The sequence below is a fragment of the Rhodococcus sp. NPDC058505 genome (genome assembly GCF_042720095.1).
GTDB lineage: Bacteria > Actinomycetota > Actinomycetes > Mycobacteriales > Mycobacteriaceae > Rhodococcus_G.
The window spans coordinates 48,598-61,358 of record NZ_JBHXNB010000018.1 but is presented as its reverse complement, the minus strand read 5'-3'; the positions used below and the strand labels follow the sequence as shown (position 1 = coordinate 61,358).

Here is a 12,761-nt window from a genome sequence, read left to right as displayed (position 1 = left end):
CGGGCGCACCGTTGCGATACCCGCGCTGTCGACCGTAACCCCGACGCGCGGGATGGACGAGCAGAGCACGGCGCCCCCACCGGTCGGTGGGGGCGCCGTGGTCCGCTGAAGCTGCTACGCCGACTTGTCGCGGCGCTCGCGGTCCGGCTTGCGCGGCACGATCGTCGGCAGCACGTTGTCGTTGACGGTCTCCCCCGTCACGACCACCTTGGCGACGTCGTCGCGGCTCGGGATGTCGTACATCACCGGCAGCAGGACCTCTTCCATGATGGCGCGCAGGCCGCGGGCGCCGGTGCCGCGCAGGATCGCCTGGTCGGCGACCGCCTCGAGCGCGTCCGTGGTGAACTCGAGTTCCACCCCGTCCATCTCGAACAACCGGGTGTACTGCTTGACCAGGGCGTTCTTCGGCTCCGAGAGAATCTGGACGAGGGACTCCTTGTCCAGATTCGTCACCGACGCAACCATCGGGAGGCGCCCGATGAACTCGGGGATCAGCCCGAACTTGATCAGATCCTCCGGCATGACCTCGGCGAAGTGGTCCTGGGTGTCGATTTCCGCCTTCGACCGGACCTCCGCACCGAACCCGAGCCCGCGCTTGCCGACCCGGTCGGCGACGATCTTCTCCAGGCCGGCGAACGCACCGGCGACGATGAACAGCACGTTGGTGGTGTCGATCTGGATGAACTCCTGGTGCGGATGCTTGCGCCCGCCCTGCGGCGGCACGCTCGCCTGCGTGCCCTCCAGGATCTTCAGCAGCGCCTGCTGCACGCCCTCACCGGACACGTCGCGGGTGATCGACGGGTTCTCCGACTTGCGGGCGATCTTGTCGACCTCGTCGATGTAGATGATGCCGGTCTCGGCGCGCTTGACGTCGTAGTCGGCGGCCTGGATCAGCTTGAGCAGGATGTTCTCGACATCCTCGCCGACGTACCCGGCCTCGGTGAGCGCCGTCGCGTCGGCGATCGCGAACGGCACGTTGAGCATCTTCGCGAGGGTCTGCGCCAGGTAGGTCTTGCCGCAGCCCGTCGGGCCGAGCATCAGGATGTTCGACTTCGCCAGTTCGACGGTCTCACCGCGCACGTCCCGGCCCTTGTCGCCGGCCTGGATGCGCTTGTAGTGGTTGTAGACCGCGACCGCGAGGGTCCGCTTGGCCGCGTCCTGGCCGATCACGTAGTTCTCGAGGAAGTCGCGGATCTCGGCCGGCTTCGGCAGCTCGTCGAGCTTGACGTCGCTGGACTCGGCGAGCTCTTCCTCGATGATCTCGTTGCACAGGTCGATGCACTCGTCGCAGATGTAGACGCCGGGGCCCGCGATGAGCTTCTTCACCTGCTTCTGACTCTTACCGCAGAACGAGCATTTCAGCAGGTCTCCGCCGTCACCGATGCGTGCCATCTCGTCAGGTCCTACTTCCTTCTCAGCTGCACTCGCTACGGGTGCTGACCGTTCCGGTCCGGCCGGTTGGGTTGCTGTTGGGCCGATGTCGCATGGGCCGCGCCCGACGGGCGTAACCCCTGACTGTGACCGTACCCGCCCAGCCGGAACGGGGTCGACTTGTTGACCGTGTTTCGCGCCGACCCGCCCGGACCGTTACAGGTCGGGCGGGTCGACACCCAGACGTCACAAGCGCACGGGGCGCGTCACTTCTGCGCGGAGAGCTTCCGGTACTCGAGGACGTTGTCGATGATCCCGTAGTCCTTGGCCTCCTCGGCCGTCAGGATCTTGTCCCGGTCGGTGTCCTTGCGGATCACCTGCGGATCCTTGCCGGTGTGCCGACCGAGGGTCTCTTCCATCAGCCTGCGCATCCGCTCGATCTCGGCGGCCTGGATCTCCAGGTCGGAGACCTGCCCCTGGATGCCGCCGGTCGCGGGCTGATGGATCAGCACCCGCGCGTTCGGCAGCGCGAGACGCTTGCCCGGGGTGCCCGCCGCGAGCAGCACGGCGGCCGCCGACGCCGCCTGCCCGAGGCACACGGTCGTGATGTCGGCACGCACGTACTGCATGGTGTCGTAGATCGCCATCAGCGCGGTGAACGAGCCGCCGGGCGAGTTGATGTACATCGTGATGTCGCGGTCGGGGTCCTGCGACTCCAGCACCAGCAGCTGCGCCATCAGGTCGTTCGCGGAGACGTCGTCGACCTGGTTGCCCAGGAAGATGATTCGCTCCTCGAACAGCTTGTTGTACGGGTCGGAGGTCTTGACGCCGTAGCTGGTCTGCTCGGTGAACTGCGGCAGGATGTAGCGGGCCGACGGTCCGGCCGGGGCGGTGCCCGAGAGCGCGCGCGGGGTGTAGAGGTTGGTCATCTGCTTCTCCAGGAAGGTAGGGGGCGTCGGGGCGGACGTGCCGTGCTGCCTAGTTGTTTCCGGTGCCGCCGGCCTGCCGCGCGCGGGAGATGACGTGGTCGACGAAGCCGTACTCGAGGGCCTGGGTCGCGGTGAACCAGCGGTCGCGATCCGAGTCGATCGTGATCTGCTCGACGGTCTGACCGGTGTGCTCGGCGATCAGCTCGGCCATCTCACGCTTGGTCTGCGCGAACTGCTCGGCCATGATCGCGATGTCGGCGGCGGTGCCACCGATGCCGGCGGACGGCTGGTGCATCATGATCCGCGCGTGCGGCAGCGCGTACCGCTTGCCCCGGGTGCCCGCGGAGAGCAGGAACTGACCCATCGACGCGGCAAGGCCCATGCCGAAGGTCGCGATGTCGCACTCGGCGAACTGCATGGTGTCGAAGATGGCCATGCCCGCCGTCACCGAACCGCCGGGCGAGTTGATGTACAGCGAGATGTCGCGGGTCGGATCCTCCGCCGACAGCAGCAGAATCTGCGCGCACAGCTTGTTGGCGATGTCGTCGTCGACCTGGGTACCGAGGAAGATGATGCGCTCGCGCAGCAGTCGCTCGTACACCGAGTCGCTGAGGTTCAGACCTGACGTGGCCGAAGTCATGACGGTGCCCTGCGACGCCGCCGGGTTCTGTGAAGTCACGGTACCTGCCTTCTCGATCGCTGAATGTTCTCGATCACTGGGTTGCCCGACCACGCACGAGTCGCGAGCGGGGAACGTTGTGTCCTGACACAGACACTAACGAACAGGGGCGGCCCCGGAGTCCCGGTGCCGCCCCTGTTCGCTGATGGCGTGAAAACTAGCTCTCGTCCGCCGCCTCGGCCTCGTCGTCCGGGCTGCCGAACAGTTCCTTGGTGTCGACGGTGGCACCGGTGGTGTCGGTGACCGTGAACTTCTCGACCACTCCGGCGAGCGCCTTGCCGCGACGCACGTCGGCGAAGACCGCACCGAGCTGGCCCGCCTGCTGGATCTGCTGGATGAACTGGTCCGGCGCCATGCCGTACTGCTGCGCCTGGAACAGGATCCGCTCGGTCAGCTCCTGCTGGCCGACATTGGTGCCCTCGGCCTCGGCGATCGCGTCGAGCAGCAGCTGCGTCTTGACCGACTTCTCGGCGGACGTCTTGGCGTCGGCCTCGAACTCCTCACGCGAGGAGCCCTGCGACTCGAGCAGCTCGGCGAGCTTCGCCTCGTCGTGGTCGAGGCCGTGGACCGCGTCGTGGATGGCGGCGTCGACCTCGGCCTTGACGACGGCCTCGGGCAGCGGGACCTCGACGGTCTCGAGCAGGGTCGCGAGGACCTTGTCCCGGATCTGGCCCGCCTGCTCGACCTTCTTGACGCGCGCAACGCGCTCACGCAGGTCGGCGTTCAGCTCGTCGAGGGTGTCGAACTCGCTGGCCATCTGGGCGAACTCGTCGTCGGCCTCGGGCAGCTCACGCTTCTTGACGGTGTCGACCTTGACGGTGACAACCGACTCCTTGTCGGCGTGCTCGCCCGCGACCAGCTTGGTGGTGAACTCCTTCGACTCACCGGCCTTCAGACCGATGATCGCCTCGTCGAGGCCCTCGATCAGCTGGCCGGACCCGACCTCGTGGGACAGGCCGGTGGTGGAGGCCTCCGGGACGTCCTCGCCGTCGACGGTCGCGGACAGGTCGATGGAGACGAAGTCGCCTTCCTCGGCGGCCCGGTCGACGCCGACCAGGGTGCCGAAGCGCTGACGCAGCGACAGCAGCTGCTCGTCGACGGCCTCGTCGGTGATCTCGATCGGGTCGACCTCGACGGCCAGCGCCGCAAAGTCGGGCAGGGTGATCTCGGGGCGCACGTCGACCTCGGCGGTGAACGCGAGCTCCTGGCCGTCCTCGATCTTGGTGATCTCGATCTCGGGCTGGCCGATCACCTTGACCTCGCCGGCGACGACCGCCTCCTGGTAGCGGCCCGGCAGCGCGTCGTTGACGACCTGCTCAAGCACCGCGCCGCGACCGACACGCGCCTCGAGCAGCTTCGCCGGGGCCTTGCCCGGGCGGAAGCCGGGGAGACGGATCTGCTGCGCGAGGGCCTTGTACGCCTTGTCGAAGTCGGGCTTGAGCTCCTCGAAGGGCACCTCGACGTTGATACGGACCCGCGTCGGGCTCAGCTGCTCGACGGTGCTCTTCACGGACATGCTCCTTCGTGTGGTCTATCCGGTGTGCGGGCACCCGATCTTCGGATGCCCGCGTCTGTTTCGTGTTGTCCCTGGTCGGGGTGACAGGATTCGAACCTGCGACCCTCCGCTCCCAAAGCGGATGCGCTACCAAGCTGCGCCACACCCCGTCCGTTCGCGAAGTACCGACCCCGCGAATCGAAACCGCGGCGCCCGCACCGAGTGGGAATCCTACGACCACCCGATTGGCGAATCCAAAGCGAGGTTATGTACAGTCTCCAACGCAGACGGCAGTCATGGCGATCCCAAGTTGTCGTATGCGTCGGGGATGTAGCTCAATGGTAGAGCCCTAGTCTTCCAAACTAGCTACGCGGGTTCGATTCCCGTCATCCCCTCCAGCAGGGCAAAGCCCGCCACCATTCGGTGGCGGGCTTTTTCGTTTCCCTGGACCGCCCCGCAGCGCCGCGCACCGATCTAAGGTGCAACCTGTTACAGGTTTGCCACCGAATCAGTGAAGGAACCGCGCATGCACACCCCGCTCTGCGATGACCTCGGCATCGAGTTCCCCATCTTCGCGTTCACCCACTGCCGCGACGTCGTCGTCGCGGTCAGCAAGGCGGGCGGCTTCGGAGTGCTCGGCGCGGTCGGGTTCACCCCCGAGGAGCTCGAGATCGAGCTGAACTGGATCGACGAGCACATCGGCGACCACCCCTACGGTGTCGACATCGTCATCCCGAACAAGTACGAGGGCATGGACTCGAACCTGTCCGCGGACGAGCTCACCACCATGCTGCAGAACATGGTTCCGAAGGAGACGCTCGAGTTCGGGCGCAAGATCCTCACCGACCACGGCGTCCCCCTGCCCGATGATGGCAGCGATAACGCGTTGCAGCTTCTCGGCTGGACGGAGGCCACCGCCACCCCGCAGGTCGAGGTCGCGCTGCAGCACCCGAAGGTCACCCTGATCGCCAACGCGCTCGGGACCCCGCCGGTCGAGATGATCAAGCACATCCACGACGCGGGCCGCAAGGTTGCCGCGCTGTGCGGCTCGCCCTATCAGGCCCGCAAGCACGCTGACGCAGGCGTCGACATCATCATTGCGCAGGGCGGCGAGGGCGGCGGCCACTGCGGCGAGGTCGGCTCGATCGTGCTGTGGCCGCAGGTCGTCAGGGAGGTCGCGCCGGTGCCGGTGCTCGCGGCGGGCGGTATCGGCAGCGGCCAGCAGATCGCGGCGGCACTCGCGCTCGGCGCGCAGGGCGCCTGGTCGGGCTCGCAGTGGCTGATGGTGGAGGAGGCGGAGAACACCCAGGTCCAGCAGCAGGCGTACATCGGCGCCTCCAGCCGCGACACCGTCCGCAGCCGGTCCTTCACCGGTAAGCCCTGCCGGATGCTGCGCAACGACTGGACGGAGGCGTGGGAGCAGGAGGGCAACCCCGAACCGCTTGGCATGCCGCTGCAGTACATGGTCTCCGGCATGGCCGTCGCCGCAACACACAAGTACCCGAACGAGACCGTCGACGTCGCGTTCAACCCGGTCGGGCAGGTCGTCGGCCAGTTCACCAAGGTCGAGAAGACGTCCGCTGTGATCGAACGCTGGGTGCAGGAGTACCTCGAGGCGACGGGCACCCTGGAGCAGCTGAACGAGGCCGCGAACGCCTGAGCCTGCGCTAGGGGTCGGGAAGGATCGGGACGCTCGCTCCCCGCTCCTTCCCGAGCAGCGCGGCCCTGGTGACGGCGACCGACCCGAACCGGTCCCGGACCGCGTCGAGTGCGCTGTCGAGCGCGGCCACGTCCGGTGACCCGGCCGCGGCGGCCGTATCGAACGGCAAGGCCAGCTGTTCGGCGCCCTCCCTGTCGAGGCCGGTGAGTGCGACCCCGACCAGGGTCAGCCCGCGCTCGGCAATGACCGGGCCCGCCTGCGCCAGCAGCGCCCGCACCGCCGCGAGCACCGTCTCCGTGCGGGCGGTCGCCTGCGGCAGCGTCCGGGACCGGGTCGCGCGGGTGTAGTCCGCGAACCGCAACCGAATCACGACGGTGCGGCACACCCGCCCGGCGCGGCGCAGCCGACGCGTGACCCGGTCGACCAGTGCGGCGGCGAGCGCGTCGATCTCGGCCGGGGAGCGCGGCCCGCGGCCGAGGGCGTGCTGGGCGCCGATCGAGCGGCGGCGGGTTCCGGTCTGCACCCGGCGCGGATCGCGAGCCGAGGCCAGCGCGTGGAGGTGCCGGCCGGCCGCGCCGCCCACCACCGCGACGAGTTCGCGTTCCGGCAGCGCCGCCATCTGCCCGACCGTCGTGATGCCGTAGTCGCGCAGCGTGCGACTCGTCACCGCGCCGACGCCCCAGAGCCGCTCCACCGGCAGTGGATGCAGGAACGCCAGTTCGCGATCCGGCGGTACGAGCAACAGACCGTCCGGCTTACCCACCGCGCTGGCCACCTTGGCGAGAAACTTGGTCCGAGCGATCCCGACGGTGATCGGCAGCCCGACCCGGTCCCGGACGTCGCGGCGCAGTTTCGTTGCGATCTCGGTCGGCGTGCCCGCGATCCGGGACAGACCACCGACATCGAGGAACGCCTCGTCGATCGAGATGCCCTCGACCAGCGGCGTGACGTCCCGAAACACCTCGAACACGGCCCGGCTCGCCGCCGCGTAGGCGGACATGCGCGGCGGAACGACGATCGCCTGCGGGCACAGCCGCCGCGCAGCCGCCCCGCTGCTCGGGGTCCGCACCCCGAACGCCTTCGCCTCGTAGCTCGCCGCGAGGACCACCCCGCCGCCGACGATCACCGGCCTGCCGCGCAGCGACGGATCGTCGCGCTGTTCGACCGACGCATAGAACGAGTCGAGATCCGCGTGCAGGATCGTCGCCTCTTCACGATTGGACACGAACACATGTTCGCATCGGTCGCCGACAAGTTTCGCGGCAGCCGAACGGTAGCGGGAGGCAACGCCGAAACACCGGTATCCTGAGGATGTCCGTTTTGTCCCCGTGTGCGAACCGCCCACGCCCTTCCGGCCGGTTCGTCTGGAAGGTCTCGTGTGGAACTCCTCCTGATCCTCGTCGTCCTGGGCGCCGTCGTCTTCCTGGTCATGAAGAGCCAGAAGAAGTCGGTCGGACACGCCGCCAACCAACTCGAGGACGCCAAGGCCGACGCCAGGCAGTCGATCGAGCGACTCGGCGGCCAGGTCTTCAATCTGACCGGCACCGACGACGCGTCCAAGCAGGCGCTCGCCGACGCCTCCGAACGCTTCACCGCGGCAGGCTCCCAGATCGAGCAGGCGAACACGCCCGCACAGGCACGCCTGGCGAAGCAGACCGCGCTTGAGGGCCTGTACTACATCCGCGCCGCACGCACCGCGATGGGCATGGACCCCGGCCCCGAGGTGCCCAGCATCGACGGGCAGCGGGCCGCCGGTCAGGTCACCGAGGACCGGCAGATCGACTTCGAGGGCAGGCAGGTGGCGGCCTCACCGAACCCGTCGGCGGCGACGCCAAACTACTACCCCGGCGGTCGCGTCGCCGGTCGACCGGTCCCCGCCGGCTGGTACTCGGAGCCGTGGTGGAAGCCCGCGCTCGTCGCAGGCGCCTGGGGCATCGGTTCGATGATGCTCTTCTCCGCGATGTTCAGCGGCATGGCCGGCGTCCCGTACGACGCGCAGTCGTTCGAGAGCGGCGCGGGCGACGGCAGCGACGCCGGCGGTGACGCGGGCGGCGACATGGGCGGCGGCGACGACATGGGCGGCGGGGGCGACATGGGCGGCGGGGGCGACATGGGCGGCGGCGACGTCGGCGGCCAGGACTTCGGCGGCTTCGACGGTGGCGGCATGGACTTCGGCGACTTCTGAGTTCTCGACGCAGGGCGGCCCGGGTCCGATCGGATCCGGGCCGCTTCGTCCGTCAGGCCAGCTGACAGGTGGGGCACCAGAACAGGTTGCGGCCCTTCATGACCGCGTGCAGGACCGGTGTGCCGCACACCCGGCACGGCTCCCCCGCCCGCCGGTAGACGTAGGTGCGCGGGCGGTCCACCGCGTACGACGGGGCACCGCGGTCATGCTCGGGGCGCACCACGTGCATCACTCCGGCGTCGACGCCGACCGCCATCAACGCGACCAGGTCGCCCCAGATCGCGTCCCACTCCTCGCGTCCCAGCTTCGCGCCGGGACGGTCCGGGTGGATGCCGTGCCGGAACAGCACCTCAGCGCGGTACACGTTACCGACCCCCGCGAGCACCGCCTGATCCATCAGCAGGGCGCCGATCGCGCTCTGCGACTTGGAGATTCGGCGCCACGCCCGATCCGGGTCGGCATCGGTCCGCAGCGGGTCCGGCCCGAGCCGACGTTCGAGTGCCCGCACCTGCGGCTCGTCGTAGATCTCGCACGCCGTCGGACCCCGCAGGTCGGTACCCACCTCCGCGCCGATCATCCGCATCCGCACCTGCCCGACCGGTTCCCCCATCGGCAGCGGCAATTCGGTGAACTTTCCGTACAGCCCGAGGTGGACGTGCACGATCCGTCCGCCCTCGTAGTGGTGCAGCAGATGCTTTCCGTACGCGTCCGCCCGTTCGAGTACCCGACCGTCGACCGCCGCCGCACCTGCCAGGAATCGGCCCTGCGGGCTGAAGACGCGAACGGGAGCACCGGCGAAGCGTGCCTGGTGCTCCCGCGCGAGTCGATGCAGGGTGTGCCCTTCGGGCACGCGTTCAGTTCTCGACGCCGGGGACTGCGGGGGCGTCGCCGGTGCGCTCGTACGCGGCGAGGATGTCGATGCGGCGCTGGTGACGCTCCTCGTTCGACCACTCGGTGGCGAGGAACGCGTCGACGATGGCGAGTGCCTCCTCGACCGAGTGCATGCGGCCGCCGATGCCGATCAGCTGGGCGTTGTTGTGCTGCCGCGCGAGCTGCGCGGTCTCCACGCTCCAGGCCAGCGCGCAGCGGGCGCCGGGAACCTTGTTGGCAGCGATCTGCTCACCGTTGCCGCTGCCGCCGAGGACGATGCCCAGGCTGCCCTCGTCCTCGACGACGCGGCGAGCGGCGTCGATGCAGAAGGCCGGGTAGTCGTCGAGGGCGTCGTATTCGTGCGCCCCGCAGTCCACCGCCTCGTGCCCGTTCGCGATCAGATGGTCCTTGATGGTGTTCTTGAGCTCGAAGCCGGCGTGGTCGGCACCCAGGTATACGCGCATGCATCGATGATAGGGACCGGCGAGGAGGTTCCCGCCAGGGACCACGGCGGGGCGAAGTTTCCACCACCGGCCACGCCGAACTGAGCGAACGCTAGGGTCTGCGCTATGGAACTCAACGGAACCAGTGCAATCGTCACCGGCGGCGCGTCCGGCATCGGCGCGGCCACCGCCCGGCAGCTTGCCGCCCGCGGATCGAAGGTCGTCGTCGCGGACCTCAACGCGGAGGTGGGCAACGCCCTCGCCAAGGAGATCGACGGCCTGTTCGTCCAGGTCGACGTCACGAACACCGACCAGATCGTCGAGGCCGTCGACGCCGCGTCCGAGCTCGGCCCGCTGCGCGCCGCCGTCAACTCCGCTGGCATCGGTTCCGCATCGAGGACCATCGGCCGGGACGGCAGCTACGAGTCCGCGTTCAATCTCGACCTCTACAAGAAGGTCATCGAGATCAACCTGATCGGCACCTTCGACGTGACCCGCATCGCGGCGACCGCGATGAGCCGCCTCGACCCCACCGCCACCGGCGAGCGGGGCGCGATCGTCAACATGGCGTCGGTCGCGGCGTTCGACGGCCAGATCGGGCAGGCCGCGTACTCCTCGTCGAAGGGCGGAGTCGTCGGCATGACCCTCCCGGTCGCCAGGGACCTCGCCGCCGCTGGCATCCGGCTCAACACCGTCGCGCCCGGCCTGATCGACACCCCGATCTACGGTTCCGGGCCGCAGTCCGACGCGTTCAAGGCGAAGCTCGGCGAGAGCGTGCTGTTCCCGCACCGTCTCGGCGTGCCGGACGAGCTCGCGAGCATGGTGCTCGAACTGCTCACCAACTCGTACATGAACGCCGAGGTCGTCCGCGTCGACGGCGGCATCAGGATGCCCCCGAAGTAGCCTCCCCGATCCTCCCCCTCGCCCCACCCCCTGACCGAATGTGGGATTCGGTCGTCCTGACTGACCGAATCCCACATTCGGTCCGGCAGGGCGAGGGGTCGGGCAGGGCGAGGGGTCAGGCAGGGCGAGGGGTCCGGCAGGGCGAGCGGGGCTAGCCGAAGGCTGGGTCCTCGGTGCGGGTGCGCTTGAGCTCGAAGAAGTGCGGGTAGCCAGCGAGCGCGACGACGCCGTCCCAGACCCGTCCCGCGTCCTCGCCACGCGGAATCCGGGACAGCACGGGGCCGAAGAACGCGACCCCGTTGACGTGAATGGTCGGGGTGCCGACGTCGTCGCCGACGGCATCCATGCCCGCCCGGTGGCTGGCCCGCAGTGCCGCGTCGTTGGCGTCGGTGTCGGCGGCGGACGCCAGGTCGGCGGGCAGCCCGACCTCGGCCAGTGCCTCGGCGATGACGACACCGAGGTCCTCATTGCCCTGATCGTGGATGCGGGTGCCCATCGCCGTGTACAGCGGCAGCAGCACCTCATCGCCGTGTGCCTGCGCCGCGGCGATCGCGACCCGAACCGGGCCCCACGCCTTCTCCAACATCGCCCGGTAGTTCTCGGGCAGATCCTTGTCCTCGTTCAGGACCGCGAGGCTCATCACGTGGAAGCGGGCCTCGATGTCGCGCACCTTCTCGACCTCGAGGATCCAGCGGGAGGTGATCCAGCACCACGGGCACAGCGGGTCGAACCAGAAATCGGCGGTGTCCTTCCGGACTGTCTCGCTCACGCGCGTTCCTCCATCCTTCGTGTGATTCCGGGCGGCCGCCCGTCGATCACAACCCCGGCCCGCCGCGATTGCTTCCCGCGTCCCCGACGCGGCAGTACCGTCGACGGTACGCACGCAGATCCCGGACCCGGAGGGTGACCGATGTCAGCGACCCGAACGTTCGTCATCGTCGGCGGCGGCCTCGCCGGCGCCAGGCTCGCGGAAGAACTGCGCGGGAAGGACTTCGACGGCAGCATCGTGCTGTTCTGTGCCGAGGAGCGGCTGCCCTACGAGCGGCCGCCGCTGTCGAAGGAGCACCTGACCGGCGGCAAGCCCCTCACCGAGTTCACCGTCCACCCCGCCGACTGGTACCGCGACCACCACATCGACCTGCGGTTGGGCACCACCGTCACCGCCCTCGACCCGGCCGCGCACACGGTCACGCTGCCCGACGGCGGCACCGTGCATTACGACAAGGCCGCGCTGGCGACCGGGTCGCGGTCACGGCGACCGCCGATCCCCGGCGCGGACGCCGACCGGGTGCACTACCTGCGGACCGTCGACGAATCCGACGCCCTGCTCGCGGCGCTGCGCCACGGCACCCGCCTGGTGATCGTCGGGGCGGGCTGGATCGGGCTCGAGGTCGCGGCGGCGGCCCGGGGTCGCGGCGCCACGGTCACCGTGGTGGAGACCGCACCGCTGCCCCTGCTCGGCGCGCTCGGACCCGAGATGGGGACCGTCTTCGCCGAACTGCACCGCGAGCACGGCGTTGACCTGCGGCTCGAGAGTGCGGTGGACGCCGTCGTCACCGCCGACGGCCGGGCCACCGGGGTGCGGCTGGGCAGCGGCGACGTCGTCGACGCGGACGCGGTGCTGATCGCGGTGGGGGCGCAACCCAACGTCGAACTCGCGCGGGACGCCGGGCTGGCCGTGGACGGCGGCGTCCTCGTCGACGCGGGACTGAGCACCAGCGACCCGGACATCGTTGCGGTGGGCGACATCGCCGCCCAGGAACATCCGGTGCTCCGGACGCGGGTCCGGGTCGAGCACTGGGCGACCGCCCTGAACCAACCGGCGGTCGCCGCGGCGACGATGCTCGGACACCGGGCCGAGTACACCACCCTGCCGTATTTCTTCACCGACCAGTACGACCTCGGCATGGAGTACGTCGGGCACACCCCGACCGGATACGCACGGGTGGTGCTGCGCGGCGACGCGGCGCGGCACGAGTTCGTCGCGTTCTGGCTCGACGACCGCGATCGGGTGCTGGCCGGGATGAACGTCAACGTCTGGGACGTCACCGACGATGTGAAGGCGCTGATCGGGTCGGGGCGTGCGGTGGACGCCGACCGGCTCGCCGATCCCGCTGTCGCGCTGGGCGAGACGTACCGGTGACGGCACCGTCCGCGACGCGCACCCGCTCGCGCATTGGCGTCGGCGCCTCGTGATGGGATGGAGCCGAACCTTGTGTCCCCGAC

12 protein-coding genes and 2 tRNA genes are annotated in these 12,761 nt (G+C 69.2%); 5 read left to right on the top strand and 9 right to left on the bottom strand.

Annotation, left to right across the window (positions count from 1 at the left end):
* Nucleotides 1-114: 114 nt before the first annotated feature.
* The 5 genes from clpX to ACFWPA_RS14505 form a co-directional block, all read right to left on the bottom strand.
* On the bottom strand, nt 115-1,392 hold the full coding sequence (clpX, locus tag ACFWPA_RS14525; RefSeq protein ID WP_378506486.1) for an ATP-dependent Clp protease ATP-binding subunit ClpX: 1,278 nt from the start codon (nt 1,390-1,392) through the stop codon (nt 115-117).
* A gap of 245 nt (nt 1,393-1,637) precedes the next feature.
* A complete protein-coding gene (locus ACFWPA_RS14520; RefSeq protein WP_378506485.1) occupies nt 1,638-2,300 on the bottom strand; it encodes an ATP-dependent Clp protease proteolytic subunit in 663 nt (220 codons plus the stop codon).
* Nucleotides 2,301-2,349: 49 nt separating this feature from the next.
* Nucleotides 2,350-2,940, bottom strand: coding sequence for an ATP-dependent Clp protease proteolytic subunit (locus tag ACFWPA_RS14515; protein WP_378506737.1), 591 nt, complete (start codon nt 2,938-2,940; stop codon nt 2,350-2,352).
* Between the two features lie 196 nt (nt 2,941-3,136).
* Entirely contained in the window at nt 3,137-4,489 is a 1,353-nt protein-coding gene (gene tig / locus ACFWPA_RS14510) for a trigger factor (RefSeq protein WP_378506484.1), read from the bottom strand.
* Nucleotides 4,490-4,567: 78 nt separating this feature from the next.
* Nucleotides 4,568-4,644: transfer RNA gene (locus ACFWPA_RS14505), tRNA-Pro, on the bottom strand.
* A 154-nt stretch (nt 4,645-4,798) separates the two neighbouring features.
* On the opposite strand from ACFWPA_RS14505, the gene ACFWPA_RS14500 reads away from it, so the two are divergent.
* Nucleotides 4,799-4,872 (top strand) — tRNA-Gly (locus ACFWPA_RS14500).
* Nucleotides 4,873-5,000: 128 nt separating this feature from the next.
* Nucleotides 5,001-6,134 carry a nitronate monooxygenase gene (locus tag ACFWPA_RS14495; RefSeq protein WP_378570657.1) on the top strand — a complete coding sequence of 378 codons (1,134 nt, stop codon included), beginning with the start codon at nt 5,001-5,003 and terminating at the stop codon, nt 6,132-6,134.
* Nucleotides 6,135-6,141: 7 nt separating this feature from the next.
* On the opposite strand, the gene dinB is transcribed toward ACFWPA_RS14495, so the two are convergent.
* Entirely contained in the window at nt 6,142-7,365 is a 1,224-nt protein-coding gene (gene dinB / locus ACFWPA_RS14490; protein ID WP_378570655.1) for a DNA polymerase IV, read from the bottom strand.
* Between the two features lie 147 nt (nt 7,366-7,512).
* On the opposite strand from dinB, the gene ACFWPA_RS14485 reads away from it, so the two are divergent.
* Nucleotides 7,513-8,319: a DUF1542 domain-containing protein gene (locus ACFWPA_RS14485; RefSeq protein WP_378570653.1), complete on the top strand. Its 807-nt coding sequence runs from the start codon at nt 7,513-7,515 to the stop codon at nt 8,317-8,319.
* Nucleotides 8,320-8,371: 52 nt separating this feature from the next.
* Here the strand turns inward: ACFWPA_RS14485 and ACFWPA_RS14480 are convergent, their stop codons facing one another.
* Nucleotides 8,372-9,169 (bottom strand): Fpg/Nei family DNA glycosylase, encoded by a 798-nt coding sequence (locus ACFWPA_RS14480; RefSeq protein ID WP_378570651.1) that lies wholly within the window; start codon nt 9,167-9,169, stop codon nt 8,372-8,374.
* A 4-nt stretch (nt 9,170-9,173) separates the two neighbouring features.
* Entirely contained in the window at nt 9,174-9,653 is a 480-nt protein-coding gene (locus ACFWPA_RS14475; protein WP_378506479.1) for a ribose-5-phosphate isomerase, read from the bottom strand.
* A 105-nt stretch (nt 9,654-9,758) separates the two neighbouring features.
* Here ACFWPA_RS14475 and ACFWPA_RS14470 point away from each other — a divergent pair, with 105 nt between their 5' ends.
* A complete protein-coding gene (locus ACFWPA_RS14470; RefSeq protein ID WP_378570649.1) occupies nt 9,759-10,535 on the top strand; it encodes an SDR family NAD(P)-dependent oxidoreductase in 777 nt (258 codons plus the stop codon).
* Nucleotides 10,536-10,686: 151 nt separating this feature from the next.
* Here ACFWPA_RS14470 and ACFWPA_RS14465 read toward each other — a convergent pair whose 3' ends face one another.
* The gene (locus ACFWPA_RS14465; RefSeq protein ID WP_378506477.1) at nt 10,687-11,304 is read right to left on the bottom strand and encodes a DsbA family protein; all 618 of its coding nucleotides are present in this window, start codon (nt 11,302-11,304) and stop codon (nt 10,687-10,689) included.
* Nucleotides 11,305-11,445: 141 nt separating this feature from the next.
* Between ACFWPA_RS14465 and ACFWPA_RS14460 the strand changes: the two genes are divergently transcribed.
* Entirely contained in the window at nt 11,446-12,678 is a 1,233-nt protein-coding gene (locus ACFWPA_RS14460; RefSeq protein ID WP_378506476.1) for an NAD(P)/FAD-dependent oxidoreductase, read from the top strand.
* The last annotated feature ends 83 nt before the right edge of the window (nt 12,679-12,761 follow it).

What these genes read in the sequence shown, in the direction of transcription:
- clpX (WP_378506486.1), bottom strand. Translation starts at nt 1,392, where the DNA reads ATGGCACGCATCGGTGACGGCGGAGACCTGCTGAAATGCTCGTTCTGC.
- ACFWPA_RS14520 (WP_378506485.1), bottom strand. Translation starts at nt 2,300, where the DNA reads ATGACCAACCTCTACACCCCGCGCGCGCTCTCGGGCACCGCCCCGGCC.
- ACFWPA_RS14515 (WP_378506737.1), bottom strand. Translation starts at nt 2,940, where the DNA reads ATGACTTCGGCCACGTCAGGTCTGAACCTCAGCGACTCGGTGTACGAG.
- ACFWPA_RS14495 (WP_378570657.1), top strand. Translation starts at nt 5,001, where the DNA reads ATGCACACCCCGCTCTGCGATGACCTCGGCATCGAGTTCCCCATCTTC.
- ACFWPA_RS14475 (WP_378506479.1), bottom strand. Translation starts at nt 9,653, where the DNA reads ATGCGCGTATACCTGGGTGCCGACCACGCCGGCTTCGAGCTCAAGAAC.
- ACFWPA_RS14470 (WP_378570649.1), top strand. Translation starts at nt 9,759, where the DNA reads ATGGAACTCAACGGAACCAGTGCAATCGTCACCGGCGGCGCGTCCGGC.
- ACFWPA_RS14460 (WP_378506476.1), top strand. Translation starts at nt 11,446, where the DNA reads ATGTCAGCGACCCGAACGTTCGTCATCGTCGGCGGCGGCCTCGCCGGC.